Here is a 25,852-nt window from a genome sequence, read left to right on the forward strand (position 1 = left end):
TTCTCCATGAAACGGCCTTAACCTACGCCTTCAGGACGCGCCTTGGCTAGACCGTCACGACTAACGAATAACATCGTCGCCATACGTTTTTGCATGGTGGTATCTGCGTGACAGTTCCCGCACCCAACGCGTCGCGTCCCGCCATGCCGCGCGCGATCGTGGCGCTGGGGCTGGTCAGCCTGTTCACCGACATGGGCTCTGAAGTGGTGCACAGCCTGCTGCCGGTACTGCTGGCCGGCAGCCTGGGCGCCAGCGCGCTGGTCATTGGCCTGATCGAGGGCACGGCCGAGGCCCTGGTGCTGGTGACCAAGGTGTTTTCAGGTTACATCAGCGACGCCGTCGGTCGGCGCAAGCCGCTGGTGCTGTTGGGTTACGGGCTCGCGGCGGCTGTGAAACCGCTGTTTCCGCTGGCCGATTCAGTGACCACCGTGACGACGGCGCGGCTGCTGGACCGCTTCGGCAAGGGCATTCGCGGCGCCCCCCGCGACGCGCTGGTCAGCGACCTGGTGCCGCGCGAAATCCGCGGGGCCGCCTTCGGGCTGCGGCAATCGATGGACACCGTGGGTGCATTCCTGGGGCCTCTGCTCGCGGTGCTCCTCATGCACGTGTTCGCCAATGACATCCAGACCGTGCTGTGGTTCGCGGTGGTGCCGGGGGTGGTCGCAGTCTTGCTGCTGCTCAAGGTGCCGGAGCCCGCGGATGGCACACGCAGTCCGACGCGCCTGCCGCTCACCCGCGAGGGGCTGGCGCACCTTGGTCGGCCATTCTGGTGGCTGGTCATGCTGGGGTTGGTGGTGGCACTGGCCCGGTTCAGCGAAGCCTTCCTGGTGTTGCGCGCGACCGATCGCGGGCTGCCAGTGGCGTGGGTGCCGATGGTGTTGGTGGTGATGAGTGCCGTGTATGCGCTCACGGCGTACCCTGCGGGCCTTCTGTCGGACCGACTGTCGCGCACGACTCTCCTTGCCCTGGGAATGGCCGTGCTGGCGGTGGCCGACATCGCGCTAGCGGTGTCCGATGGATTGGGTCTGCTATTCGTCGGCATCGCCCTGTGGGGGCTGCACATGGGGCTGACCCAAGGCATCCTCGCCAGCCTGGTGGCGGACGTGGCGCCGGCGGCGTATCGCGGCACGGCCTTCGGGGTGTTCAACCTGGTGTCGGGCGGCGGCCTGCTGATCGCCAGCGCCGCGGCGGGCGGGCTCTGGGACCTGCAAGGGCCGCCGGCGGCCTTCTGGATGGGCGCGGTGGTGGCCAGTATCGCAGCGCTGGCCACGCCGGCCCTGGCGCGCGCCATGAAACCGTCATCTGCCTGACCTAGCGTGCATCGGGATGAACATCCTGATGCTCTCGGACGTCTACTTCCCCCGCGTCAACGGGGTTTCCACGTCGATCCGCACCTTTGCCCAGGCACTCGTGCGCATGGGGCATTCAGTGACCCTGGTCGCGCCGGACTACGGTCCGGGCAGCGGGCAAGACCACCACGACGACGACGGCAGCTTCGAGATCATTCGCCTGCCCGCCCGGGTCATCTTCTTCGACCCCGAGGACCGACTGATCAAGGGCCGTGCGCTGGCAGACATCACCCGCCGGCTTGCCATGCGTGACTGGGACGTGATCCACGTGCACACCCCGTTCCGAGCCCACCAGCTCGGCGTGCGGCTCGCACGGCTGACCAGCGTGTCCGTGGTGGAGACATACCACACCTATTTTGAGGAGTACGTGGGTCACTACCTGCCGTGGCTGCCCGCCGGCCTGGCCCGATGGGGTGCGCGACGTGCGTCGCGGTACCTGTGCCACGGCGTGGACCACCTAATCGTGCCGAGCGCGCAGATGGAGGAGGTGCTGCAGCGCTATGGCATCAGCACGCCGCGCACGGTGATTCCGACCGGGATCGACCTGGCGGAATTCGCCGGTGGCGAGGGTGCGCGATTCCGTGACGCCCATGGCATCGACCACGATGTGCCGACGCTGGTGACCGTGAGCCGCCTGTCGCTGGAAAAGAACATCGGTTTCCTGATCCGGGTGGTGAGTCGACTGGTTCCGGAGTTTCCCGGGCTGCAGTTCCTGATCGCGGGGGAGGGGCCGGACGCCGGACGGCTGCGCCAGTTGGTGGCCGCGCTGGAATTGCAGGACAACGTGCGCTTCTTCGGCAACCTGGACCGCCGCACGTCGCTGCTGGACGCCTACCGCGCCGGCGACGTGTTCGTGTTTGCTTCGCCGACCGAGACCCAGGGGCTGGTGCTGATCGAGGCGATGGCGCTGGGCACGCCGATCGTGTCCACCGCGGTGATGGGTACGGCCACGGTGTTGCGCGATGCGCGGAGCGCGCGTGTCAGTGACGAGGACGAAGCCGCGTTCGCCGAGCATGTCGCCACGTTGCTGCGCGCGCCCGACGTGCGGCGCGCGCTGGCCGATGCCGGACCGTTGGACGCTCGCGCCTGGAGCACGGACGCCCTGATGACGCGCGTGGTGGACCTCTACGCCTCAGTGGCCCGGCCGTTGCCCGCGTTGGCGTAGCGGCATCCCCCGTGCGGGGGTGGGCAATGATGTCCTCCCGGGGACCCATTGCCCCGTTTGAATCAACAAAGACGACCGGCCGATGCCGCCGTGCCCCTCCTCCCCCCATGGCACGCGACGTCCGCCGGCGTCTTTTTCTGTGCGCGAGGGGAGCGTCGCGGTTATGGTGGCGACATCCGGCCCGGGAGGGGCGCCTTCGGCACATGCCGGGTTGCCGTGGGTGCGGAAGCCACCCACCAGTCACGTCACCCATGACTCCAGCCAAGCAGGGAAACTCGCCGGCGCGCGTGCTGTTCGCCAGCCTGATCGGTACCACCATCGAGTTCTTCGATTTCTACATCTACGCGACCGCCGCGGTCCTGGTGTTCCCCAAGCTGTTCTTCCCGGCGGGCGACCCGGCCACGGCGACGCTGCAATCGCTGGCCACGTTTGCACTGGCGTTCTTCGCGCGGCCGATCGGTTCGGCGGTGTTCGGGCATTTCGGTGACCGCATCGGGCGCAAGGCAACGCTGGTGGCGGCGCTGTTGACCATGGGGTTGTCCACGGTGGCGATCGGTTTGCTGCCCACGTATGCCAGCATCGGACTGGTCGCGCCGGCGCTGCTCGCATTGTGTCGCTTCGGCCAAGGGCTGGGGCTGGGCGGCGAGTGGGGCGGAGCGGTGTTGCTGGCCACCGAGAACGCACCGCCGGGCAAGCGCGCGTGGTACGGCATGTTCCCGCAGCTGGGCGCGCCGCTGGGCTTCTTCATGGCCACGGGCATCTTCCTGCTGCTGGGCGCAGTGATGGACGATGCCCAGTTCTTCGCGTGGGGGTGGCGCATCCCCTTTGTGGGCAGCGCGGTGCTGGTGTTCGTCGGCTTGTGGATACGTCTGCGCCTGACCGAGACGCCCGACTTCCAGCGCGTGCTGGACCGAGAAGAGCGGGTGCGGTTGCCCATGCTGGAAGTGCTGGCCTCTCACCCGCGCGCGTTGCTCGCAGGTACATTCGGGGCGATGGCGACGTTCGTGCAGTTCTACCTGATGACGGTGTTCGCGCTCAGCTGGGGCACGTCGAAGCTGGGCTATTCACGCGAGCAGTTCCTCTGGCTGCAGATGGTGGGCGTGGTCTTCTTTGCCCTGACCATTCCCGTGTCCGCGCTGTATGCCGACCGGGTGGGTGCGCGGCGCGCGATGCTGCTGGCGACGGCGGGCATCCTGGTATTCGGCCTGCTGTTCGCGCCGTTGTTCGTGGCCGGCAGCGTCTGGAGCACGTTGCTGTTCCTGTCGCTGGGGCTGGCGCTGATGGGCCTGACCTACGGGCCGGTGGGCACCATCCTGGCGGAGATGTTCCCGGCCGCGGTGCGCTACACCGGGGCGTCGCTGGCCTTCAACCTGGCGGGCATCTTCGGCGCCTCGCTCGCGCCGTACGTGGCGACGTGGTTGGCCGGGCGGTTCGGGCTGGCGTCCGTGGGGCTGTACCTGGCTGTGGCGTCGGTGCTGACGCTGCTGGCGTTGTTGGCCGTGCGGCCGGCGCGGGAGGGTCGAGGTGGAGGCTGGGGCGAAGGGATCGCACCAGTAGCAGGTGGAAATGGCGGCAGGGGCTGAGGCGGCTGAGGTGCCCGAGCTCAACGGGGCGCCTCCCCCGTATCGGCTGCGGCACTGGCCTTCGGCGGCGTAAAATACGCCCATGACCGTCAATATCGCCGCCTATCACTTCGCCACCGTGGACGACCCCGCGGCGCTGGCCGCGTCCGTCCGGGGTTGGGCCGAGGCGGGTGACCTACTGGGCACCGTGCTCGTAGCGCCCGAGGGCGTCAATGTGTTCCTCGCCGGCAGCGCGGAGGCCATCGAGGCGTTCCTCGTCCAATTGCGCGCCGATGCCCGCTTCGCCGACATCCTGGTCAAGTACAGTCACAGCGCCTCGCAGCCTTTCGCGCGGCTGAAGGTCAAGCTCAAGCGCGAAATCATCGCGTTCCGGCGCGACAACGCATCGCCATTGGTGGGGCGCGCACCGACCGTCACGCCCGAGGTGCTGGCGCGCTGGCTGGCGCAGGGCCATGACGACGGCGGCCGCCGCATCGTCATGCTCGACACGCGCAACCGCGAGGAATTCGAGTACGGCACCTTTGCCGGCGCGATGACGCTGCCCATCGACAATTTCACCGACCTGCCCGACGCGCTGGCCCCGCACCGCGATGGCCTGCGCGATGCCACCGTGGTCAGTTTCTGCACTGGCGGCATCCGCTGCGAGAAGGCGGCGCTGTGGATGCAGGCCGACGGCATGGACAACGTGTTGCAGCTGGACGGCGGCATCCTTGGCTATTTCGAGCAGGTGGGTGGCGCGCACTACGATGGCCGCTGCTTCGTGTTCGACGAGCGCGTGGCGCTTGACCCGCAATTGCTGCCGCTGGTGGATGCCGCGGCCTGAGGAGCAACCCATGATCCAACGTATTGATGCCGGTTCCCGCATGTCCGAGGCCGTGGTCCACAACGGCGTGGCGTACCTGGCCGGGCAGATTCCCGAGGATGCCACGCAGGACATCGAGGGCCAGACCCGTCAGGTGCTGGCGGAAATCGACGCATTGCTGGCCAAGGTGGGCAGCGACAAGAGCCGCCTGCTGCGGGCCGAGATCTTCCTGCGCGACATGACCGACTTCGCCGGCATGAATCGCGCTTGGGATACCTGGGTGGTGCCGGGGCATGCGCCGGCGCGGGCCACGGTGCAGGCGCACTTGGCCGACGCGGCGTGGAAGGTCGAGATCGTGGTGACCGCTGCAGTCGAGTGAACGAATCGCTGTTTGTTCGAAAGCTAGATTCGGCGGATCGTAGGGCAGCGGGCGACCGGCGATGGGTGCCAGTGCAGTGGCTAGCAAGGCGAGGACAGGCGGACCATCCGGCCCCGTCGTGGCCTGAGGGTAGGGTCTGCTCAGTCCCCGGGCAGGTTGCGTGACTGCAAGTAGGCCGCCGCCGCGCGACCCGCGCGCAATCCACTGGCATAGCACGCGGTAAGCAGGTAGCCACCGGTCGGCGCCTCCCAGTCGAGCATCTCACCGGCGCAGAACACGCCGGGGTGCTGCCGCAGCATCAGCCCGTCATCCAACGCTTCCAGGCGCACGCCGCCGGCGGTACTGATGGCTTCGGCCAGCGGACGTGGTTGGGTCAGCAGCAGCGGCAACCGCTTGATCGCGGTGGCGATGGCGTCGGGATCCTGCATGCCATCGCGGCCCAGCACCTCGTGCAGCAGCGCCGCCTTGGCACCAGTGATGCCGGCTTGTCGCCGCAGGTGTTCGCTGATGCTACGGCCCGCGCGCGGCTTGGCCAGGTCGCGCTTGAGTTGTTCCAGATCGCGGTTGGGCGCCAGGTCCAACCACAGACGTGCTTCGCCATTGACCGCGATGGCCTCGCGGAGCGGCGCTGACAACGCATAGATCAGGCTGCCCTCGATGCCGGTGGCCGTGAGCACGCACTCGCCCTGCAACGTGTGTTCAACGCCTTCTGCGTCGTGCCAGTGCGCGATCACCGGCTTGAGGGGCGCGCCCGCATGGCGTTGGGCGAGGTGCTCGCTCCAGCCCACGTCGAAGCCGCAGTTGGCGGGCTGCAGTGGCGCCACCTCCACGCCTTCCGCCGCCAGCACGGGTACCCAGGCGCCGTCCGAACCCAGTTCCGGCCAACTGCCGCCGCCCAGCGCCAGCACGGTGGCAGGCGCGGCGACGGCCAGCTCGCCATCGGGCGTGGCGAAGCGCAGCGCGCCGTCGTCGGTCCAACCCAACCAACGATGATGCACGTGGAAGCGCACGCCCTGTTCGCGCAGGCGACGGACCCAGCCACGGAGCAGCGGGGCGGCCTTGCGGTCCAGAGGAAACACGCGATCGGACGTGCCCACGTAGGTGTCCACGCCCAGCCCGCGTGCCCACGCGCGCAGCGCGTCGGCATCGAACTCGTCCAGCCATCGGCCCACCGCCTGCGCACGGCCGCGGTAGCGTCGGTCGAAGCCGGGGCGGGGCTCGGCGTGGGTGAGGTTGAGCCCGCCCTTGCCGGCAATCAGGAACTTGCGCCCCACCGAGCCCATGGCCTCGTACAGGTCGACCTCCACGCCAGCGGCGCGCGCCACTTCGGCCGCCATCAGGCCGGCGGGGCCGCCGCCGATGATCACCAGGCCGGGAGCGTTGTAGCGGGAGTCGGGCATGGTCGGGGCGCGCGGGTAGGCGCGCCATTATGCCGCGGAAGGCCCCGCGTGCCGTCCCTGGTATGCACCAGTGCGACTCCGTGGGTGCGGCCGGTGCGGTATCTTCGCCGGCTGGCACGACGCGCCCACTTCAAGGAATACGATCCGATGCGAACCCACCGCCTCGCCGCTTTGTTGGCCATCGCCCTGTGCGCCGCAGCCGTTCCCGCCTGGGCCGAACGCCCGGCCACGACCAGCGTGGCCGTGAGTGCCGGGCAGGGTGGGGCGGACGCGGTCAGCGCGACGGCATTGCCGGAACAGCTGCGTGACTTCGACGCCTACGTCGAACGCGTGCGCCAGCAGTTCAACGTCCCCGGCATCGCAGTGGCCGTCATCAAGGACGGCCAGGTCGTCCTGGAGCGCGGTTACGGCGTGCGCGAGATGGGCAAGGCCGCCACGGTCGACGAACACACCATGTTCGCCATCGCGTCCAACACCAAGGCCTTTACCGCGGCCTCGCTGTCGATCCTGGCCGACGAGGGCAAGCTGTCGCTGGACGACCGCGTCATCGACCACCTGCCGTGGTTCCGCATGGCCGACCCGTACGTGACCCACGAAATGCGCGTGCGCGACCTGCTGGCGCATCGCAGCGGCCTCGGCCTGGGCGCGGGCGATCTGCTGTACTGGCCCGGCACCGACTACACCACCGAGGAAGTCGCGCGGCGCCTGAAGGACGTGCCGCTGACCGGCAGCTTCCGCGGCCAGTACGCCTACGACAACATCCTGTACGGCGTGGCGCAGCTGGTGATCGAGAAGGCGAGCGGGCAGTCCTACGCGGACTTCCTGCAGACGCGCGTGTTCACGCCGCTGGGGATGGTCGAAACGCGCTACAACAGCGACCATCTCAAGCCCGGCGACAACGTCGCTACCGGTCACGCCAAGGCGGATTTCAAGGATCTTGAGCCGGTCGCACCGATGACCTGGCACAACGTGTCCGGTGCCGGCGGCCTGTATGCCAGCGTGCACGACCTGACCAAGTGGATGCGCGTGCAGCTCGATGGCGGCGTGATCTCTGGCGAAGGTGACAATGCCAAGCGGCTGTTCAGCGCCAAGCGGCAGAAGGCGATGTGGTCGGTGATCACGCCGATGAATATCGCCGAGGCGTCCGTGCCGGATCTGGCGGCGGCCAAGCCCAACTTCCTCGGTTACGGCGAGGGCTGGCAGTTGTCCGATTATCGGGGCCGCAAGCTGGTGTGGCACACCGGTGGCTGGCCGGGCATGGTCTCGCGCCTGACGCTGGTGCCCGAGCACAAGCTTGGCGTGGTGGTGCTGACCAGCGCCGAAGTGGGCGCTGCATTCAATGCGGTGACGATGCGCGCGCTGGACGCATTCCTTGATGCGCCCCGCACCGACTGGGTCGCGGCCTATGCTGCCGCGGTGGCCAAGGCCGAAGCCAAGGCAGACGAAAGCTGGCAGGCGCATGTGAAGGCGCGTGATACGCGCTCCAAGCCCTCATTGCACTTGGCCCGGTACGCCGGCACCTACCGCGACGCGTGGTACGGCGACGTGGCCATCGCGCAGGAGGGCGGCAAGCTGGTCATGCGCTTCGGTCGCACGAAATCGCTGGTGGGCACGCTGTCGCACTGGCAGCACGACACGTTCATCGTTCGCTGGAACGAGCGCTGGCTGAATGCCGATGCGTTCGTGACCTTCACCTTGGACGCCGACGGCAACGTGGCCGAGGCGCGCATCAAGGCCATCTCCCCGCAGACGGATTTCAGCTTCGATTTCCACGACCTGAAGCTGGTGCCGGTCAAGGCGGAGGCGGCCAAGGGCTGAACCCACGCGAGGGGAGGGGGCCGGGCTGCCCCGCCTTTCGCGAACTGCTTGGCGGGCACGTGCCCTCGCGGCACGTGCGATTGTCCGTTCTGACAGAACGCGTGGAGGCGCTTCGTCGCGTTACGGAGTCAATGCGGCTTTGCCGCGAGCAACTCCACCTCGAACACCAGCGAGGCGTTCGGCGGAATCACGCCGCCGGCGCCAGCGCGGCCATAGGCCATGTGCGACGGAATCAGCAGCGTGCGCTTGCCGCCCACGTGCATGCCCGCAACGCCGTCGTCCCAACCGCGGATCACGCGCCCGGCGCCGAGCAGGAAGGTGAATGGCTCGCCGCGGTCCACTGAGCTGTCGAATTTCTCGCCGCGCTTGTCGGGCCGGCGCTCGTCATACAGCCAGCCGGTGTAGTGCACGGTGACGTCGTTGCCGGACACGGCCACGGCGCCGCTGCCCACGCGCTGGTCGATGCGCTGCAACTCGGACACGGTGCCGCCCGGCGGCGGGCCGGGTTCGGTGCAGGCGGTAAGGGCAAGGCCCAGCAGGGCGGCGAGCAATGGGCGGATCAAAGTCATGCAGGGGAGCTCGATCAGGTGGGTCAACGTCCGGGCAACCGGCTGGGTTGGGGGGCGTGGCCGGTGGCAGGCTCGGAAATCGAAGGCGTGGTGTAGACCGTGCGGTGGCGGGGTAGAGGTTAGCCGGAAAGCGCGCAGGCAGTGCGCCTTGCCGTGGGCGTCAAACGGCAACTACCCTGCCGAAACGAAAAAACGGGGAAGTGCATGAGTTGGATTGGCATCGTGATCGTGGTGGTCTGCGTGTATCTGGCGCTGAAGGTGGCCGGGTTCGCGCTGAAGCTGCTGATGTGGGGCCTGGTGCTTTCGGGCCTCTATTGGTTCCTGGCCCCGATGCTGGGCTGGCCGGCGCTGGTCTAGCGCAGGACACGATCGATCGCGTCAGCGCGGCGGGTCAGGCCACCTCACCCGCGGCGTGCCCCGACGCCCACGCCCATTGGAAGTTGTAGCCGCCCAGCCAGCCGGTGACGTCCACCACTTCGCCGATGAAGTACAGCCCGGGCACCGCGCGTGACTGCATCGTGCTGGAGGAAAGGCCGTCGGTGTCCACCCCGCCCAAGGTCACCTCTGCCGTGCGGTAGCCCTCGGTGCCGCTGGCCACCAACGACCAGTGCTGCAGCACGTCTGCCATGGCACGCAATTCCGGCAGGTTGTATTGCTTCATCGGGCGGTTGACCACCCAGTGTTCGCACAGGCGTTGGGCGAAGCGCTTGGGCAGTGCGTCGCCTAGCACGGTCTTCAGTTCCGCGGCCGGGCGCTCGCGTTGCCAGCGCTGCAGCGTGTCCAGCGCATCCTGGCCCGGCAGCAGGTCCAGGTGAAGCTCATCCCCAGGCTGCCAGTACGACGATATCTGCAGGATTGCCGGGCCGCTGACGCCGCGGTGGGTCACCAGCATGAAGTTGCTGAAGCTCTGCCCGTTGCAGGTGGCGGTGACGGGCAATGCCACGCCGCTGAGGTCGGCCAGCCGCTCCTGGTGCTTGCCGCTGAGCGTGAGCGGCACCAGGCCCGCCCGGGTCGGCAGCACTTCGTGGCCGAACTGCCGCGCCAATTCGTAGCCAAAGCCACTCGCCCCCATGCTCGGGATCGACAGCCCGCCGCTGGCTACCACCAGCGATGTCGCGACAAACGCGCCGTGGGTGGTGTGCAGTCGGAAGGGCGCCTCGGCCGTCCCTTCCCCGTGCAGCACGCGCTCGATGCTGCAACTCGTCTCGATGCGCACGCCCGCGCTCGCACACTCGTCCAGCAGCATCTTCACGATGAGCTTGGAAGACTCGTCGCAGAACAGCTGGCCCAATTCTTTCTCGTGGTAGGCGATGCGGTGGCGCTCCACCATCTCGATGAAGTGCCATGGCGTGTAGCGCGCCAGTGCCGACTTGCAGAAGTGCCGGTTGGCTGACAGGTAGTTGGCCGGGGTCGTGCCGGTGTTGGTGAAATTGCAGCGCCCACCGCCCGACATCAGGATCTTCTTTCCCACGCGATTGGCATGGTCGATCACCAGCACGCGACGTCCGCGCTGCCCGGCGCTGATCGCGCACATCAGCCCGGCGGCGCCGGCGCCGATGATGATGACGTCGTAGTGCTGCATGCCCGTACGCTCGTCTGGCTCAGGCCATCTGCAGCCCGGACATCCCGCCCGCCGCCATGGCGGCTGACAGCATGCGGGCACGCGGTCGCAGCGCGACGTTGGTGCTCTCGCTCATCAGCTGCAGCTCACCGTCCTGGATCATGGCGGTCAGGCGCATGCTGCGTTCCAGCATCGCGCCGACGGCCTCGACGCTGGCGGCGTCGATGTCGATCACGCTGAGGTTCTTCAGCCGCCCCAGCCCAGCGGCGTTCTTGTCCCACCAGATGTCCGCGGCGCGGCCACCGTAGTTGACCACCAGCACCTGCTGCGAGCGGCCGCAGGCTTTGCGGATGCGCGACTCGTCCGGCTGGCCCAGGTCGATCCACAACTCGATGTCACCGGTGTAGTCGCGGCGCCACAGGTCCGGCTCATCATCGCTGCTCAGGCCCTTGCCGAACTCCAGCCGCTCGTCGGCGTTCAGGGCGAACGCGAGCAGCCGGACCATGAGGCGCTCGTCGGTTTCCGACGGATGTTGGGCGAGGGTCAGGTTGTGGGACGCGTAGTAGTGCCGGTCCATGTCGCTGACCTGCAGCTCGGCTTTGACGACGGTGGCCTTGAGTGCCATGGGAGCCTGCCGGCGGACGCCGGGAAAGAGAATCGGTCATTCTAGGCCATGCGCCCGCGTCCACCCGCCATCGATGGCCTTCCGGCCAGCCATATCCAGTTGCCCGAAGGCGCGTGGGAGACCGTGCTGGAGGCGCTGTGCGCGCTGTTTCCGGCGATTCCGGAGGCGACATGGCGCGATCGGTTCGCACGCGGGCGCGTGCTGGATGCCGCCGGTCACGCACTGGCGGCGGATGCGCCGTACAGGCTGGGGGCCGACATCCACTACTACCGGGAGGTGGTGGACGAACCGCGGATTCCGTTCGAGGAAGTCGTGCTTCACGTTGACGCGCACCTGGTGGTGGCCGACAAGCCGCATTTCCTGCCCGTGGCACCGGCCGGCCGCCACGTGCACGAGACCTTGCTGGGACGATTGATGCGGCGGCTCGACAATCCCCATCTGGTGCCGCTGCATCGACTGGACCGCGACACGGCTGGGCTGGTGCTGTTTTCGGCGAATCCGGGCTCGCGGGCGGTCTATCAGGCCCTGTTCCGTGACAAGCGGATCACCAAGGGCTACGAGGCGCTGGCGCCGGCGTTGCCCGGACTGGCGTTTCCGCGGGTGCATCACTCGCGGCTGGAAGCGGGCGAGCCGTTCTTCCGCATGCGCGAGGTGCCGGGCGCGGCCAACAGCGAAACGCACATCGACGTGGTCGAACGCAGTGAAGGCCTTTGGCGTTACTGGCTTGAGCCCATCACCGGGCGCAAACACCAGTTGCGTGTCCACATGGCGGCGTTGGGTGCCCCCATCGCCAACGACGCGACATACCCCGACGTGCGGCCCCAGCGCGAGGATGACTTCAGCCGGCCCCTGCAGCTGCTCGCGCGCACGCTGGAATTCGCCGATCCGATCGACGGGCGGACGCGACGCTTCGAAAGCGGCTTCCGGCTAGACCCACTCGCGTGAGGGCAGGGTGTAGCGGCGCTGCGGACGGCCCACCAGGTCGAGGAAACGGTTGAACACCGCATCGGCGTGCGCCTGCATCGGCGCGATGTGGGCGCGGGTGTGGGCGCGGATGGCCTCGGCATCCGTGGCGTGGCCATGCGCGGCCAGTTCCGCCAGGTAGGCGGGATTGGCCAGCCAGCGTTCGATGAGGGCCTGGTCCATCTCCAGGTGGAACTGGAAACCGTAGGCGTTGTCACCGTGGCGGAAGGCCTGCGGCTCGCAGTCGTCCGTGCGCGCGAGGTGCTTGGCGCCCGGGGGCACCTGGAAGCTGTAGCGGTGCCACTGGAACACCGGTGCCGCCTCGCCTAGGGGCGCCAGCACCGGATCGGCCTTGCCGGCGTCGGTGAGCTGCAGCCGGTGCCATCCGATTTCCGGCGTGGGGTGGCGTTGCACGGGCGCGCCCAGCACGTGCGCCAGCAACTGCGCGCCCAGGCAGATGCCGAGCACCGGGCGGCCCAGTTCCAGCATCCGCTCGATGGCGCGCATCTCCGTCAGCAGGTGGGCGCGGTGGGTGTGGTCTTCCACGTTCATCGGCCCGCCCAGCACGATCAGGCCGCGATAGCGGTCCACGTTGGGTTGGGTGTCCGGGTGCCGCTCGAAATTCTTGAAGCGGATGCGGTGCCCGCGCCGCCGGATCAGCGGGTCCAGCGTGCCCAGTGGCTCGGCGGCGACGTGTTGGAAAACGAGGAGGCGGGACATGGGGTCGGGCGTGGCGTACTGACGCCACTATGCCAAGTCCGCGGGTAGGGTTGGATAACGCCCGGTTGCTGGCTTATGCCAGATGGGCATGAGGGGCCGACAATGTCACCCCTTCGGCGCCATCGCAATCAGGACGATGGCGACAATGGCCAAGCCGATGGCAGCGCGGTTCCAGCGGCTGGTCTGCTCGCCAAACGCCAGCACGCCCACCATCGTGCCCAGCACGACCACGCCGATGTTCATCGCGGCGAACACCACCGACGGATTGTCGGGCAGTGCTTGGTGCGCGCGAACGTAGAACACGATGTTGCCGAAGTTCAGTACGCCCAGCAGCAGCCCGGCCGCGAGGTGGCGCAGGTCCAGTCGCGTCTCGCCACGCCAGTGACGGAACGCCTGCCACGCCAACATCAGCGCGAATGCGATGGCGAAGGCCACCTGCAGCGACGCCAGCGAAGGCGTGCCCGCCTGCGCGATGCGCTTGAGCAGCACGTCGACCACCGCGAAGCCCACCCAGACGCCCAGCAACAGACCCCAGCCGCCCTTGGCAGACGACTCGCGCCCCGGCCGCATGACGATCCCGGCCACGGCCAGCAACCCCAAGCCCAGACCGCCCAGGCGCAGACCATCCAAGCGCTCGCCAAACAGGGTGAACGCCGCCAGCAGGGACAGCAGCAGCGACAGCCGCTGGGCCACGTCGGTGCGCACGATGCCGGTGGCTTTAACCGAAGCCGCGAGCACCAGGAACAACGAGGGCAGCACGACCGCCAGCCCCAGCAGCGCCGCCCACGGCGCATCCGGTGCGCGCAGGCTGTCCAGCGAGGGCTGCAGCAGCCACGCGCACAAGGCGGTGGCGGCGAGATAGTTCCACGTGACCAGTTGGGCCACGTCCAGCCGGTGCCGCGGCGCCAGCTTGAGCAGCACGGAGACCAGCACGCTGCAGATCGCGCTGGCCAGGATCAGATGCATCGACGCCCCGCGGTCCAGCGGTCAGCCACGGGGGCGATCACGGCATCAGCGCGGCTTGAACGGCTTGCGGGGGCCTGCACCGTGCGGGCGACCGCCGGGGCGGCCGTCACGCGGACCCGCGCCGTGCGGGCGTCCCTCACGGGCACCGGCACCCTGCGGGCGCGGTCCACGCGGACGGAAGTCGTCTCCGTGCCCACCACGCGGGCGCTCGTCATGAGCGCGCGGCGGACGGCCCTCGTCGTGCCCACCGTGCTGCGCCTGGCGCCAGCCACCCTGACCCGGACGGCTGATGCGCAGTTGCTGGCCGGCCACGCGCACCTTCTTCAGGTGCTCCATGACCTCACGCGGCATGCCCTCGGGCAGGTCGATCAGGCTGTGGTCGTCGCGGATGTCGATGCGGCCGATGTAGCGGCTTTCCAGCTCGGCCTCGTTGGCGATGGCGCCGACGATGTTGCCCGGCTTGACCCCGTGCACGTGGCCGACCTCGATGCGGAAGGTCTCCATGCCCGCCTCGGCGGTGCGCGGCGCGTCGAATTCGCGCTCGTGGCGTGGGGCCGGTGCGGCGTCGCCGTGGTCGTCGAACATGGCCTCGCCGACGTTGGTCGGCGCGTGGTGCGTGGGCGGCGTGAACTGGCGCTCGGCGTGGCGCGGGGCGCGCTCGCGCTCGGCGAAAGCGCGGGGTTCGCGTGCCGGGCGCTCGTCGTGCTCGCGGAACTCGCGCTGCGGACGGGGGGCACGCTCGCGGTCACCGAACTCGCGCCCGCGCTGCTCGAACGGCGCCGCGCGCTCCGGTCGCGTCGGCGCGGCAAGCAGCAGCGGCGTGTCGCCCTGGAACAGCTTGGCCAGTGCCGCAGCGATTTCGATCGCCGGCACGTTCTTCTCGCGCTCATAGCGCTCGATCATTTCGCGGAACAGGCCAAGCTCGCTGCTCTCCAGCGCCTCGCCGATCTTGCCGAGGAAGCGGTTGACGCGCTGCTCGTTGACGGTCTCGATGCTCGGCAGCTCCATCGGCTCGATCGGCTGGCGGGTGGCGCGCTCAATCGCGCGCAACATGCCGCGCTCGCGCGGAGTCACGAACAGGATCGCCTCACCCTTGCGACCGGCACGACCGGTGCGGCCGATGCGGTGGACGTAACTCTCGGTGTCGTAGGGGATGTCGTAGTTCAGCACGTGGCTGATCCGCTCCACATCCAGCCCGCGGGCGGCCACGTCGGTAGCCACCAGCACGTCGATCTTGCCGTCCTTGAGGTTCTGGACGGTCTTCTCGCGCTGCGCCTGCTGCACGTCGCCGTTGATCGCCGCCGCGGACACACCGCGCGCCGACAGCTTCTCGGCCAACTCCTCGGTGCCCAACTTGGTGCGGGCGAACACGATCATCGCGTCGAACGGCTCCGCCTCGATGATGCGGGTGATGGCATCCAGCTTGTGTACGCCGCTGACCGACCAGTAACGCTGGCGGATGTTGGCCGCCGTGGTGGTCTTGGCCTTGATCGCGACCTCGACCGGGTCCTTCAGGTAGGTTTGGGCGATGCGCTTGATCGGCGCCGGCATGGTGGCCGAGAACAGCGCGACCTGGCGGGTCTCCGGGGTCTTCTTGAGGACGTTCTCGACGTCGTCGATGAAGCCCATGCGCAGCATCTCGTCCGCCTCGTCCAGCACGAGACAGCGCAGCTCGGACAGGTCCAGGGTGCCGCGGTCCAGGTGGTCGATGACGCGGCCCGGGGTGCCCACCACCACGTGCACGCCGCGCTTGAGCGCCTGCAACTGCGGGTAGTAGCTCTGGCCGCCGTAAATGGGCAGTACGTGGAAGCCCGGGAGGTTGACCGCGTACTTCTGGAAGGCCTCGGCCACCTGGATGGCCAGTTCGCGCGTCGGGGCGAGCACCAGAGCCTGCGGCTTGGTCTGCTTCGGCTCGATTTGCGCCAGCACCGGGAGGGCGAAGGCAGCGGTCTTGCCGGTGCCGGTCTGGGCCTGGCCGAGCACGTCGCGGCCTTGCAGCAGCGGCGGGATGGTCGCGGCCTGGATGGGCGAGGGCGTCTCGTAACCGACGTCGGACAGGGCCTTGAGCAGCGACTCGGGCAGGCCGAGGTCTGTGAACTTGACGGTGGGGGCGTCGGCGGAATTCGGGGATTCGGGCGTTGCGGGCGTCTCGGCGCTCATCGCATAAGTCTCGTTGGCGCCGGCGCAGCGCCGGTCGGGGATCGAACAGTTTACCTGTCTGCTGAACAGGGCGTGTTATTCGGCAGCCCGCGGCCGCGGACACGCCTGCTTCTGCAGACGGGCCCCGGCCGTTACGCCGGCCACGCAAAGGCCTGTGCAGCCGGGGTTTTGGCCTGCTGTGGGACACTGTGGGGCACGTATTTTCGACACCCGTCCCGCATGCGCCAGCTCCGTTTCGACAATGCCTTCCTGCGCGAACTGCCCGGTGACCCGGAGGTTGGCCCGCGCATCCGGCAGGTCGAAGGCGCCCTCTGGTCACGGGTGGCCCCCACTTCGGTGGCGGCCCCGGTGTTGCTCGCCCACTCGGCGGAAATGGCCGCTCGGCTGGGCTTCAGCGACGCCGATCTGGCTGATCCGGCGTTCGCCCGGGTCTTTGCCGGCAACGCGCTGTTGCCGGGCATGGACCCCTATGCCGCCAACTATGGCGGGCACCAGTTCGGCCACTGGGCGGGGCAGTTGGGCGATGGCCGTGCCATCACCCTGGGCGAGGCGCTCAATGACGCCGGGGAGCGCTGGGAACTGCAGCTCAAGGGCGCAGGCCCGACGCCCTACTCACGCACCGCTGACGGCCGTGCAGTGCTGCGTTCCTCCATCCGCGAATTCCTGTGCAGCGAGGCCATGCACCACCTGGGCGTGCCGACCACGCGCGCGCTGAGCCTGGTGGGCACCGGCGAGGGGGTGGTCCGCGACATGTTCTACGACGGCCATCCTGAGCTAGAGCCCGGCGCCATCGTGTGCCGGGTGGCGCCGTCGTTCATCCGCTTCGGCAACTTCGAGTTGCCGGCCTCGCGCGGCGATTTCGACCTGCTGCGGCGGCTGGCCGATTTCTGCATCCGCCGCGATTTCCCCGGGCTGCAGGGGCAGGGCGAGGCGCTCTACGCCGACTGGTTCGCGCAGGTGTGCGAGCGAACGGCCGTGCTGATGGCGCACTGGATGCGCGTGGGCTTCGTCCATGGGGTGATGAACACCGACAACATGTCCGTCCTGGGCCTGACCATTGACTACGGGCCGTACGGCTGGGTGGACGACTACGACCCCGACTGGACGCCCAACACCACCGACGCCCAGCGCCGGCGTTACCGCTTCGGCCAACAGCCGCAGGTCGCGTACTGGAACCTGGGGCGCCTCGCGGGCGCGCTGTCGCCGCTATTCGGTTCCACCGAGCCGCTGCAGGACGGACTCAAGCGCTACGTCGCGGCCTGGGACGCGGCCGAGCGCGATACCACCGCCCGCAAGCTGGGGCTGGTGGAAGCGCGCGACGAGGACATCGAGCTCATGCAGGACCTGCGCGTGCTGTTGAAGCAAGGCGAGGTGGACATGACCCTGTTCTTCCGCGGCCTGGCCGACGTAGACCCGGCCGCGCCAGCCTTGGCGCCGTTGCAGGAGACGTTCTACGACGACGCCAAACGCGGCGAGGTCGAGCCGGCGATGGTGGCCTGGTTGTCGCGTTGGGCGACCAGGGTGAAGGCCGACGCGTTGCCTCCGGCGGAACGTCGCGCCCGCATGAATGCCGCCAACCCGCGCTACGTCCTCCGCAACTACCTTGCCCAGCAGGCCATCGACCGGGCCACGCAGGGCGATGCATCAGGCGTGACCGAGCTGCTTGACGTGCTTCGCCACCCTTACGTGGACCAGCCGGGCCGCGCGCAGTTCGCTGCGAAGCGTCCTGAGTGGGCACGTACCCGTGCCGGCTGCTCGATGTTGTCCTGCAGTTCCTGAAACGCGGGGCTGTCCTTCCCGGGCCGCAGCCACGTCCTGAGAGACCGTCCCCCGGGACGCTTACACGCGATTCACCCCTTGCGCCGCATGCTCCGGTGGTCTGCCCCCGTGGCTTCCTGGACATCCGCCATGACTGGATTGCGTCCTTCAACGACCGGCTGGCGCCGGCTCCACCCCGGCCTGCTGGCCGTGCTGATGGCGACGTTGCCGCTGGTCGGATGCGTCACGCCTTCCAGCAACTACTCCGGCTACCCCGGTGACGGCTACGGCCAAGGCTATGGCAACGAGCGCGTTTTGGGCACCGTGCAGGAGTTAGACCTGCGGAGCAACCGGATCGTCCTCACGGCAGACGCCTATCGCTATGGCAGCGCCTCGTACGTGGACGTGTTCTTCGACCGTAGCACCCGCCTGTACTACCAGGGGCGCCAGGTCGACATGGCCGGGCTGGAGCGGGGTGACCGCATCAGTGTCGATGCCCAGCGCTCGGATGGCCGACTGTGGGCGCGCAGCATCGAGGTCGTGCACAACGTGCGCGACGGCCAGAATGGCAACTACTACGCAGGCGACCTGCGGGGGTCTGTTACCTATGTCGATACGCGTGCACGGGTGATCGAAATCACGCAAGGCGGGTATGCCGGTCGCCCTCAGCGGGTGCATTACGACGACCGCACCCGCGTGGAGTACCGCGGGCAATTCCTCCGGCCCGAGCAACTGGAGCGCGGTGACGTAATCCGCGTGCAGGCGCGGCCATCCGGAAACGACTGGTGGGCCGAGCAAATCTGGGTGGAAGTCGACGCGCGATCGCGCTGACGGTAACCATCGTTTAACGCGTACCGTCGCATGCTCGTAACCAAGCCGCCTTGCGGTGAACGCACGTCCGGGCACCGGGCTACCCCGGCGCGGGTCCGGCCGCGCAAAGGGACCTGCCATGAAGACCTGGATTCTCGTCGCCGACGAAGCCCGCGCCCGCTTGTTCGAAAGTGAGCGCATGGACGGCGAACTGCTGGAAGTCGCCGACTTCGTCCACCCCGACGCGCACCACGCCGATCGCGGCCACCGTGACCGCCTGCCCCGCGCCCAACAGAGCGTGGGTGGCGCCCGGCACGGCATCGAGCCGCGCACCTCATCCGAGGAGAAGATCGCCCGCGAGTTCGCCGCGGAGCTGTCGGATTTCCTCAATGAGGCCCGCGTGGCCCACCGCTACGACGAGCTCGTGCTGATGGCCGCGCCGGCGTTCCTTGGCTCGGTGCGGTCGGAACTGGACCCGCAGGTCGCCCGGATGGTGACCCATGCGCTGGACAAGCAGATCACCGACGCCAGCGTGGACCGCATCCGTGACGAGTTGCGCCACCTTCACTGACGGCTGACGCGGGGCAGGGCGCGCATCCCGGTACAATGCGCGCATGCCCCTGATCACCCTGCAGAACGTCGATTACAGCATTGGCGGCCCGTTGCTGCTCGACAATGTCGAGCTGTCCATTGAACCCGGCGAGCGCATTGCGCTGATCGGCCGTAACGGCGCGGGCAAGTCCACGCTGCTCAAGCTGCTGTCGGGCGACCTGCGCCCGGACGATGGCGAGGTGCGCGTGGAAGGCGGGGTGCGTGTCGCCAGGCTGGAGCAGGAGGTGCCCTCCGATGCTGGGGGCGATGTGTTCGACGTGGTCGCCGCCGGCATGGGCGAGCTGGGCCAGTGGCTGGCCGAATACCACCACCTGAGCCACGCCGACCAACTGGATACCGACAAGCTGGCGGCCGTGCAGGCGCGGATCGAAGCCGCCAATGGCTGGAGCGCCGACCAGCGCGTGGTCGAAACCTTGACCCGGCTGGAACTGGATGGCGAGCAGGCCTTCGCCGGCCTGTCGGGCGGCATGAAGCGCCGCGTGCTGCTGGCGCGTGCGCTGGTCTCCGCGCCCGACGTGCTGCTGCTGGACGAACCGACCAACCACCTCGACATCGAGGCCATCGACTGGCTGGAAGGCTTCCTCAAGGCCTGGCAGGGCGCGCTGGTGTTCATCACCCACGACCGCCGCTTCCTGCGCGCGCTGGCCACCCGCATCGTGGAGATCGACCGCGGCCAGGTCACCAGCTGGCCGGGCGACTGGGCCAACTACGAGCGCCGCCGCGAGGAACGGCTGAACGCGGAGGCGCAGGAGAACGCGCGCTTCGACAAGCTGCTGGCGCAGGAAGAGGTGTGGATCCGCCAGGGCATCAAGGCCCGCCGTGTGCGCGACGAAGGCCGCGTGCGCCGGCTCAAGGCCATGCGCGTGGAGCGCGCGCAGCGCCGCGAACAGCAGGGCAACGTGCGCATGGAAGTGGCGCAGGGCGAGTCCTCGGGCAAGAAGGTGGTCGAGGCCCGCAACGTGTCCTTCGACTACGGCGGCAAGCCGATGCTGAGGGCGCTGGACACCACCATCATGCGCGGCGACCGCATTGGCCTGATCGGCCCCAACGGCAGCGGCAAGACCACGCTGATCAAGGTGCTGCTGGGCGAACTGGCGCCGACATCGGGCGAGGTTCGCGTGGGCACCAACCTGCAGGTCGCGTACTTCGACCAGTACCGCTCCACGCTGCGCGAAGACTGGAATGCCCTGGAAAACGTGGCCGAAGGCCGCGACTTCGTCGAGATCAACGGCAAGCGCAAGCACGCCATCGGCTATCTGCAGGACTTCCTGTTCACGCCCGAGCGCGCCCGCGCGCCGATCACGCGGCTGTCCGGCGGCGAGCGCAACCGCCTGTTGCTGGCCAAGCTGTTCGCGCAGCCCTCCAACCTGCTGGTGATGGACGAACCGACCAACGACCTCGACGTGGAGACGCTGGAGCTGCTCGAAGAGCTGCTCGGCGAGTACGAAGGCACGCTGCTGCTGGTCAGCCACGACCGCGACTTCCTCGACAACGTGGTGACCTCCACGATGGTGATGGAGGGCGATGGCAAGGTAGGCGAGTACGTGGGCGGCTACAGCGACTGGCTGCGCCAGGCGGGCCCGACCCAGGCGCGCACGATCGGAGGCGCCAAGGCGCCGACCGGTGCACGTGTTGCAGCGGGCGACGTGCAGCCGGTTTCCGCTTCGACAGCAGTTGGGGCGGCTGCAGGCGATGCTTCTCCCGCTGCGACATCGCAGGCCGTGCCCGTGTCGGCGGGCAACGCGGCCGCACCGCCCAAGCGCAAGCTTAGCTACAAGGATGCGCGCGAGCTGGAGCAACTGCCCGCGCGCATCGAACAGCTCGAAGCCGAGCTGGAGGCGCTGACCACGCAGATGGGCGACCCCGCGTTCTTCCAGCGTGATGCGGCGACCGTGGCGACGCACACCGCACGTCTGGGCGAGACCCAGAAGTCCCTGGACGCGGCCTATGCGCGTTGGGCGGAACTGGACGGATGAGGCAGGGGTGATGCAACCGGGTGGCCAGTCCGGTGCGGGCAGGGCGGCGAAAGCGGCCCAGGCGCACCGTCTGTTCTTCGCCCTGATGCCCGACGACGCCACCCGTGAACACTTGCACGAGGCGGCGCAGCAGTTGAAGGCGACGCAACCCACGCGTGGACGGTGGGTCAATCCGCGGCGCTACCACCTCACGCTGCAGTTCCTTGGCGAATTCGACGGTTTGCCGACGGCGGTCGTGGCGCAGGCCCGCGCCGCCGCCGCCCGCGTACGCGCGGCTCCGTTCACCCTGTCGCTGGATCACGCCGGGAGCTTCCGCAACCGGGCGATTCCCTGGTGGCTCGGTCCCGGCGTGGACTCCCCGGGCTTGGGTGCCCTATGGCACGGACTGGGCGAGGCCCTGGCCGGTGCAGGCGTGCACGTGGCGGACGGGAAGGGATTCCGCCCCCATGTCACGATCGTGCGCGACGCCCGCACGGTGTTGCCCGCCACCGTGGTCACGCCCTCGATCGAGTGGCGTGTGGAGGCGTTCTCCCTGATGCATAGCGCACCAGAGGTCCAAGGGGCCTACACGTCGCTGGGCACGTGGCCGCTGGCGAGGTGAGGCTTCCAACGCGGGTTGCGCGGGCTTCAGCGCTGCCTGATGTTGAACCGCGGTGACTCGTCCAGATCACCCTCGGGGGTCAGTACCGCGTGGCTCCGACGGTCGCCATCCACCAGGACCGGGACCGGATCCTGGAACAGCGGGCGGCGCACGAACTGGATCTCCCAGCCAAAGCGCTCCAACTCGCTCAGGGTGAGCAACTGTGCCTCGTTGAGCTGCGTGCGCAGCAGGGATGCAGGCGCACTCGCCGTCCGCCGCCGCTCCTTGGTGCCGATGTCTGCCATTGGGGTTCTCCTCCTCTCCTGCAGTCACCTAACGCAGGGCGGGGGCAAGAGGGGACGTCCTTCGGCCGCGCCGCTCAGCGCGGGGCCTGGTCCACCCGCAGCACCGGATACAGGTTGAAGCGCCCGTCCCACGAGGAATGGCGTCGGGCGAAGAACTCCAGGCGTGCGGACGGACTGGCCGCAAACGACGGGTCCGCCTTGAGGCGGGCTTCGAACTCGGCCTTTACCCCCGGGTCCTTGAGCATCTCCCGGGCCACTTCCTCGGCCACGTAGTCCTCCATGTACTCCTTGCGCTCGAAGGCGTTGTTGAACCGACCCCAGGCGGCCATGGAGTCCGGGGCTTGCGGCTCCAGCAGTGCCATCAACAGCCGCGACTTGGGCTGGTTGATGGGCACGAACAACGCGCCGGCAGGAATGTCCATGCGCTCCGCGGCCCAGGCACCCTGGATCGTGAGCCGCTGTTGGCCCTCGACGGAGCCCTTGCCGGCCTCGGTGCTGGTGGCGCGGAACGCCTGCACCTGGGCTTGCGCGCTGACGGTGCCCACACGGCGGTAGGAGATGCCGTGGACGTCCAACTGGCGCGCCACTGCAGCAGCATGCGCGAGCGGCACTACATAACCGGCCCCCGGCGCCGGCACTTTCAGGGACGGCACGACCTCATCGCGCAGCGGCAGGCGCCAGATCTGCGGCTTGGTTTCGTCGTACCGGGTCATGAGCGCGCCCGACACCTCCGACGGCGTGCGGGTGTACGCATAGCCACGGTAGTCGATCGTGCGGGTCTTGTCGGTGGCCTTGTAATCCAGCGCGACCGGTTGCCCGGCGACGGCGGAGGCGCGGGCATCCGCAGCATGGGCTTCGCGTTGCCAGCGCCGGCCGTGCCGGGCGACCAGGTCCAGCACCGACAGTATGGTGTTGCGCGTGACCTTCACCCGGTGCGGGTACTCGCGCCAGGAATGGGTCTCCACCAGCATGCCCAGACGGTTGCGCTGCGCGATGTAGCTCTGCGAGAAGCGCGGCGGCGCCACGCCGTCAACGAAGCCCGAGGCCGGGTTGTCGTTCTCCTCGAATGACGGGTAGAACGGCAGCGGCAACGAGCCCTGCCTGGCCAGCGCGGCAATCACCCCGTCGCGCCATTCCAGGCCCGCCTTGCGCAGGCCCGCATCGCCGCCGTGCAACGGCTCGACCTGGATCGACACGTCGTGCTCGAACTTGGCGCCATCGGTGACATGCAGGTCCACGTAGGCGAGCGGGTCCCAACGGTTCACCAGCGCCAGCATCGCCCGCATTTCCGGCGTGTCGGCCTTCACGTAGTCGCGGTTGAGGTTGAGGTTCTGCGCGGTGGTCCGCCAGCCCATCTCCTCCGGCCCGCGCTGGTTGGGACGGTTCCAACGCGCGAACCGCTCGTGCCCGTCCACGTTGAACACCGGCACGAACAGCAGTACCTGCCGGTCCAGCACGCCCTTCCCGGTCTTGCCTTCCAGCAATTCCCGCAGCGCCAGGAAGCCGGCGTCCTTGCCGTCGATCTCGCCCGCATGGATGCCGCCTTGGATCAGGGTCACCGGCAGTCCCTTCTCCCGCGCAGCTTCCGGGGAGAAGGCGCCGGCCTTCGACACCACCAGCACCTGCATCGGCCGGCCCTCGGGTGTCGTGCCGAACGACTCACAGCGCACCGCGGCAGGGTAGGCGCGGGCAAATGCCTCGCACAGGCGGATCACTTCGTCGTAGCGGCCTGTGCGGACAAAGCCGGAGCGCTCGGAAAGCGTCACCAGGTCGGTAGTTTGGGGCGCTGCAGCGGCCGTCGCGGAGACGCAGGCAAGGAGGGCGGCGAGCAACGGCGAGGGCTTCATGCGGCGGGTCCATGGGAAAGGCAATCGCCGATGGTAAAGGGCGGGCGGAACGGGACCCCCTGCTGGAGGTCATGGCTGAGGGGCAGTCGGGCGGCAGAAGCCGGACGCCAACGGGGCCGCACAGGCGCGGATGCGGCCCATCGGCGCGCGTTGCCACGGAGAGGCCTGATACGGTCGATCACACTTGACCGGCCGAGGCCAACGGAAACATGAATGGGGCTGGGACGGGAATCGCCCCCCTCCAATGGGTTAGGCTTGGCCCCTTTGCACGAAACAGGGTCGTTTGATGTCGTCCACCACCAGCACCGTTGCCACCGCCGGCACCGGCCGCATGCCGCGGCAGATTCCCTACATCATCGGCAACGAAGGCTGCGAACGATTCAGCTTTTACGGGATGCGCAACATCCTGGTGCAGTTCCTGATCACCGGCCTGCTGTTGCAGCACATCACGGCGGGCAGCGAGCGTGAGTTGGCCGCCAAGGACCTGATGCATGAGTTCATGATCGGGGTCTACTTCTTCCCGCTGCTGGGCGGCTACCTGGCCGACCGCTTCTTCGGCAAGTACAACACGATCCTCTGGTTCAGCCTTATCTATTGCGCCGGTCACGCGTGCCTGGCCATTTTCGAGGAGAACCGCACGGGGTTCTTCACCGGGCTGGGCCTGATTGCGCTGGGCGCGGGCGGCATCAAGCCGCTGGTGGCCTCCTTCGTCGGTGACCAGTTTGACAAGTCCAACGAGAAGTTGGCGAAGGTCGTGTTCGACGCCTTCTACTGGATCATCAACTTCGGCTCGCTGTTCGCGTCGCTGCTGATGCCGCTGTTCCTCAAGAATTACGGTCCCAGCGTCGCGTTCGGCATCCCGGGCCTGCTGATGTTCGTTGCCACCTTCGTGCTGTGGCTGGGTCGCAAGAAGTACGTGATGGTGCCGCCGGCGCGCACGCGCGACCCGAATTCCTTTGGCAACGTGATCCGCACCGCGCTCAACACGCGCCGGGAAGGCGAGGGTGCGCCGGGGCGGGCGCTGGCCTTTGCCGGTGTCACTGTAGCCGTGGGCATGGTGCTGGGTTGGGCGTTGTCCTCGCTGGGGCTGGCCGCCTGGTGGCCGAAGGGCTTTGGTTTCGTCATCACCTTCTGCCTGGCGCTGGTGGTACTGGTGGCAGGTGTGGGGGGCGGCGCGTGGCTGCAGCTCGACCGCGCACGCGGCATTCATCCGGACGCCGCCATCGCCGGCGTGCGCAGCGTGCTGCGCCTGCTGGTGATCTTCGCGCTGGTCACGCCGTTCCACTCGCTGTTCGACCAGAAGGCCTCCACCTGGGTCATCCAGGGCAACGCGATGGCCAAGCCGGAGTGGTTCGTGGCCTCGCAGATGCAGGCGCTGAACCCGGCGCTGGTCATGATCCTCATCCCGTTCAACAACCTGGTGCTGTACCCGGCGCTGCGCCGCTTCGGCATGGAGCCGACCGCGCTGCGCCGCATGACTGCGGGCATCGCCTTCAGCGGCCTGGCGTGGATCGTGGTCGGCCTGATCCAGCTGAAGATGGACGGCGGTACGCCCATGTCCATCGTCTGGCAGGTGCTGCCGTACGCGCTGCTGACCTTTGGCGAGGTGCTGGTGTCGGCCACCGGGCTGGAGTTCGCCTACAGCCAGGCACCGCTGTCGATGAAGGGCGTGGTGATGAGCTTCTGGAACCTCACCACCACCATCGGCAACCTGTGGGTGCTGCTGTCCAACGCTGCCGTGCGCAACGACACGGTGACCGGGAGCATCGCGCAGACGGGGCTCAGCGAGACATCGTTCCTGATGTTCTTCTTCGCCGGCTTCGCGCTGGTGGCGGCGTTGGCCTTCGGCTGGTACGCGCGGCGCTATCCGCTGGTGGACAACTACCGCCCGGCGGCCTGACCGG

23 protein-coding genes are annotated in these 25,852 nt (G+C 68.3%); 14 read left to right on the top strand and 9 right to left on the bottom strand.

What is annotated here, in order from left to right:
- Nucleotides 1–107: 107 nt before the first annotated feature.
- The 5 genes from ACYVBS_RS08725 (at nt 108) to ACYVBS_RS08745 (ending at nt 5,278) form a co-directional block, all read left to right on the top strand.
- On the top strand, nt 108–1,310 hold the full coding sequence (locus ACYVBS_RS08725; RefSeq protein WP_460823121.1) for an MFS transporter: 1,203 nt from the start codon (nt 108–110) through the stop codon (nt 1,308–1,310).
- A 16-nt stretch (nt 1,311–1,326) separates the two neighbouring features.
- Entirely contained in the window at nt 1,327–2,514 is a 1,188-nt protein-coding gene (locus ACYVBS_RS08730) for a glycosyltransferase (RefSeq protein WP_460823122.1), read from the top strand.
- Nucleotides 2,515–2,765: 251 nt separating this feature from the next.
- Complete coding sequence (locus tag ACYVBS_RS08735) at nt 2,766–4,097, top strand: MFS transporter (protein ID WP_460823123.1); 1,332 nt, start codon at nt 2,766–2,768, stop codon at nt 4,095–4,097.
- Nucleotides 4,098–4,179: 82 nt separating this feature from the next.
- Nucleotides 4,180–4,920, top strand: coding sequence for a sulfurtransferase (locus ACYVBS_RS08740; protein ID WP_460823125.1), 741 nt, complete (start codon nt 4,180–4,182; stop codon nt 4,918–4,920).
- 10 nt (nt 4,921–4,930) lie between these two features.
- The gene (locus ACYVBS_RS08745) at nt 4,931–5,278 is read left to right on the top strand and encodes a RidA family protein (RefSeq protein ID WP_460823126.1); all 348 of its coding nucleotides are present in this window, start codon (nt 4,931–4,933) and stop codon (nt 5,276–5,278) included.
- Nucleotides 5,279–5,418: 140 nt separating this feature from the next.
- On the opposite strand, the gene ACYVBS_RS08750 is transcribed toward ACYVBS_RS08745, so the two are convergent.
- Nucleotides 5,419–6,678, bottom strand: coding sequence for a TIGR03862 family flavoprotein (locus ACYVBS_RS08750; RefSeq protein ID WP_460823128.1), 1,260 nt, complete (start codon nt 6,676–6,678; stop codon nt 5,419–5,421).
- Between the two features lie 147 nt (nt 6,679–6,825).
- Between ACYVBS_RS08750 and ACYVBS_RS08755 the strand changes: the two genes are divergently transcribed.
- Nucleotides 6,826–8,496, top strand: coding sequence for a serine hydrolase (locus ACYVBS_RS08755; RefSeq protein WP_460823130.1), 1,671 nt, complete (start codon nt 6,826–6,828; stop codon nt 8,494–8,496).
- A gap of 128 nt (nt 8,497–8,624) precedes the next feature.
- Here the strand turns inward: ACYVBS_RS08755 and ACYVBS_RS08760 are convergent, their stop codons facing one another.
- Complete coding sequence (locus tag ACYVBS_RS08760; RefSeq protein ID WP_460823392.1) at nt 8,625–9,056, bottom strand: FKBP-type peptidyl-prolyl cis-trans isomerase; 432 nt, start codon at nt 9,054–9,056, stop codon at nt 8,625–8,627.
- 213 nt (nt 9,057–9,269) lie between these two features.
- Between ACYVBS_RS08760 and ACYVBS_RS08765 the strand changes: the two genes are divergently transcribed.
- Complete coding sequence (locus ACYVBS_RS08765; protein WP_460823131.1) at nt 9,270–9,422, top strand: hypothetical protein; 153 nt, start codon at nt 9,270–9,272, stop codon at nt 9,420–9,422.
- 34 nt (nt 9,423–9,456) lie between these two features.
- Here ACYVBS_RS08765 and ACYVBS_RS08770 read toward each other — a convergent pair whose 3' ends face one another.
- Nucleotides 9,457–10,647 carry a BaiN/RdsA family NAD(P)/FAD-dependent oxidoreductase gene (locus ACYVBS_RS08770; protein WP_460823133.1) on the bottom strand — a complete coding sequence of 397 codons (1,191 nt, stop codon included), beginning with the start codon at nt 10,645–10,647 and terminating at the stop codon, nt 9,457–9,459.
- A 19-nt stretch (nt 10,648–10,666) separates the two neighbouring features.
- The gene (locus ACYVBS_RS08775) at nt 10,667–11,251 is read right to left on the bottom strand and encodes a YaeQ family protein (protein ID WP_460823135.1); all 585 of its coding nucleotides are present in this window, start codon (nt 11,249–11,251) and stop codon (nt 10,667–10,669) included.
- A 48-nt stretch (nt 11,252–11,299) separates the two neighbouring features.
- Between ACYVBS_RS08775 and ACYVBS_RS08780 the strand changes: the two genes are divergently transcribed.
- Entirely contained in the window at nt 11,300–12,196 is an 897-nt protein-coding gene (locus ACYVBS_RS08780) for a pseudouridine synthase (protein WP_460823136.1), read from the top strand.
- Here ACYVBS_RS08780 and ACYVBS_RS08785 read toward each other — a convergent pair.
- The 3 genes from ACYVBS_RS08785 to ACYVBS_RS08795 all read right to left on the bottom strand — a co-directional run bounded on the left by ACYVBS_RS08785 (nt 12,179) and on the right by ACYVBS_RS08795 (nt 16,060).
- Nucleotides 12,179–12,934 carry a type 1 glutamine amidotransferase gene (locus ACYVBS_RS08785; protein ID WP_460823137.1) on the bottom strand — a complete coding sequence of 252 codons (756 nt, stop codon included), beginning with the start codon at nt 12,932–12,934 and terminating at the stop codon, nt 12,179–12,181. The two genes, ACYVBS_RS08780 and ACYVBS_RS08785, sit on opposite strands and share 18 nt — an antisense overlap.
- 105 nt (nt 12,935–13,039) lie before the next feature.
- Complete coding sequence (locus ACYVBS_RS08790) at nt 13,040–13,900, bottom strand: EamA family transporter (RefSeq protein WP_460823139.1); 861 nt, start codon at nt 13,898–13,900, stop codon at nt 13,040–13,042.
- 45 nt (nt 13,901–13,945) lie between these two features.
- On the bottom strand, nt 13,946–16,060 hold the full coding sequence (locus ACYVBS_RS08795; RefSeq protein ID WP_460823140.1) for a DEAD/DEAH box helicase: 2,115 nt from the start codon (nt 16,058–16,060) through the stop codon (nt 13,946–13,948).
- A gap of 219 nt (nt 16,061–16,279) precedes the next feature.
- Here ACYVBS_RS08795 and ACYVBS_RS08800 point away from each other — a divergent pair, with 219 nt between their 5' ends.
- The 5 genes from ACYVBS_RS08800 to thpR all read left to right on the top strand — a co-directional run bounded on the left by ACYVBS_RS08800 (nt 16,280) and on the right by thpR (nt 21,817).
- Nucleotides 16,280–17,839: a protein adenylyltransferase SelO gene (locus tag ACYVBS_RS08800; RefSeq protein ID WP_460823141.1), complete on the top strand. Its 1,560-nt coding sequence runs from the start codon at nt 16,280–16,282 to the stop codon at nt 17,837–17,839.
- A 129-nt stretch (nt 17,840–17,968) separates the two neighbouring features.
- Nucleotides 17,969–18,649: a DUF5666 domain-containing protein gene (locus tag ACYVBS_RS08805; RefSeq protein WP_460823142.1), complete on the top strand. Its 681-nt coding sequence runs from the start codon at nt 17,969–17,971 to the stop codon at nt 18,647–18,649.
- 118 nt (nt 18,650–18,767) lie between these two features.
- Entirely contained in the window at nt 18,768–19,199 is a 432-nt protein-coding gene (locus ACYVBS_RS08810; protein WP_460823143.1) for a host attachment protein, read from the top strand.
- A gap of 43 nt (nt 19,200–19,242) precedes the next feature.
- A complete protein-coding gene (locus tag ACYVBS_RS08815; protein WP_460823144.1) occupies nt 19,243–21,216 on the top strand; it encodes an ATP-binding cassette domain-containing protein in 1,974 nt (657 codons plus the stop codon).
- Nucleotides 21,217–21,226: 10 nt separating this feature from the next.
- Nucleotides 21,227–21,817 (top strand): RNA 2',3'-cyclic phosphodiesterase, encoded by a 591-nt coding sequence (thpR, locus tag ACYVBS_RS08820; protein ID WP_460823393.1) that lies wholly within the window; start codon nt 21,227–21,229, stop codon nt 21,815–21,817.
- Between the two features lie 26 nt (nt 21,818–21,843).
- On the opposite strand, the gene ACYVBS_RS08825 is transcribed toward thpR, so the two are convergent.
- A complete protein-coding gene (locus ACYVBS_RS08825) occupies nt 21,844–22,101 on the bottom strand; it encodes a hypothetical protein (RefSeq protein WP_460823145.1) in 258 nt (85 codons plus the stop codon).
- A gap of 74 nt (nt 22,102–22,175) precedes the next feature.
- Nucleotides 22,176–23,948 (bottom strand): M14 family metallopeptidase, encoded by a 1,773-nt coding sequence (locus ACYVBS_RS08830; RefSeq protein ID WP_460823146.1) that lies wholly within the window; start codon nt 23,946–23,948, stop codon nt 22,176–22,178.
- A gap of 286 nt (nt 23,949–24,234) precedes the next feature.
- Between ACYVBS_RS08830 and ACYVBS_RS08835 the strand changes: the two genes are divergently transcribed.
- Nucleotides 24,235–25,848: a POT-type proton-dependent oligopeptide transporter gene (locus tag ACYVBS_RS08835; RefSeq protein ID WP_460823147.1), complete on the top strand. Its 1,614-nt coding sequence runs from the start codon at nt 24,235–24,237 to the stop codon at nt 25,846–25,848.
- Nucleotides 25,849–25,852 lie beyond the last annotated feature (4 nt).

The sequence above is a fragment of the Lysobacter olei genome, assembly GCF_054777355.1.

Coding starts and splice junctions, on each gene's coding strand:
- ACYVBS_RS08730 (WP_460823122.1), top strand. CDS start 1,327: ATGAACATCCTGATGCTCTCGGACGTCTACTTCCCCCGCGTCAACGGG.
- ACYVBS_RS08735 (WP_460823123.1), top strand. CDS start 2,766: ATGACTCCAGCCAAGCAGGGAAACTCGCCGGCGCGCGTGCTGTTCGCC.
- ACYVBS_RS08740 (WP_460823125.1), top strand. CDS start 4,180: ATGACCGTCAATATCGCCGCCTATCACTTCGCCACCGTGGACGACCCC.
- ACYVBS_RS08745 (WP_460823126.1), top strand. CDS start 4,931: ATGATCCAACGTATTGATGCCGGTTCCCGCATGTCCGAGGCCGTGGTC.
- ACYVBS_RS08750 (WP_460823128.1), bottom strand. CDS start 6,678: ATGCCCGACTCCCGCTACAACGCTCCCGGCCTGGTGATCATCGGCGGC.
- ACYVBS_RS08755 (WP_460823130.1), top strand. CDS start 6,826: ATGCGAACCCACCGCCTCGCCGCTTTGTTGGCCATCGCCCTGTGCGCC.
- ACYVBS_RS08765 (WP_460823131.1), top strand. CDS start 9,270: ATGAGTTGGATTGGCATCGTGATCGTGGTGGTCTGCGTGTATCTGGCG.
- ACYVBS_RS08770 (WP_460823133.1), bottom strand. CDS start 10,647: ATGCAGCACTACGACGTCATCATCATCGGCGCCGGCGCCGCCGGGCTG.
- ACYVBS_RS08775 (WP_460823135.1), bottom strand. CDS start 11,251: ATGGCACTCAAGGCCACCGTCGTCAAAGCCGAGCTGCAGGTCAGCGAC.
- ACYVBS_RS08780 (WP_460823136.1), top strand. CDS start 11,300: ATGCGCCCGCGTCCACCCGCCATCGATGGCCTTCCGGCCAGCCATATC.
- ACYVBS_RS08785 (WP_460823137.1), bottom strand. CDS start 12,934: ATGTCCCGCCTCCTCGTTTTCCAACACGTCGCCGCCGAGCCACTGGGC.
- ACYVBS_RS08790 (WP_460823139.1), bottom strand. CDS start 13,900: ATGCATCTGATCCTGGCCAGCGCGATCTGCAGCGTGCTGGTCTCCGTG.
- ACYVBS_RS08795 (WP_460823140.1), bottom strand. CDS start 16,060: ATGAGCGCCGAGACGCCCGCAACGCCCGAATCCCCGAATTCCGCCGAC.
- ACYVBS_RS08800 (WP_460823141.1), top strand. CDS start 16,280: ATGCGCCAGCTCCGTTTCGACAATGCCTTCCTGCGCGAACTGCCCGGT.
- ACYVBS_RS08805 (WP_460823142.1), top strand. CDS start 17,969: ATGACTGGATTGCGTCCTTCAACGACCGGCTGGCGCCGGCTCCACCCC.
- ACYVBS_RS08810 (WP_460823143.1), top strand. CDS start 18,768: ATGAAGACCTGGATTCTCGTCGCCGACGAAGCCCGCGCCCGCTTGTTC.
- ACYVBS_RS08815 (WP_460823144.1), top strand. CDS start 19,243: ATGCCCCTGATCACCCTGCAGAACGTCGATTACAGCATTGGCGGCCCG.
- thpR (WP_460823393.1), top strand. CDS start 21,227: ATGCAACCGGGTGGCCAGTCCGGTGCGGGCAGGGCGGCGAAAGCGGCC.
- ACYVBS_RS08825 (WP_460823145.1), bottom strand. CDS start 22,101: ATGGCAGACATCGGCACCAAGGAGCGGCGGCGGACGGCGAGTGCGCCT.
- ACYVBS_RS08830 (WP_460823146.1), bottom strand. CDS start 23,948: ATGAAGCCCTCGCCGTTGCTCGCCGCCCTCCTTGCCTGCGTCTCCGCG.
- ACYVBS_RS08835 (WP_460823147.1), top strand. CDS start 24,235: ATGTCGTCCACCACCAGCACCGTTGCCACCGCCGGCACCGGCCGCATG.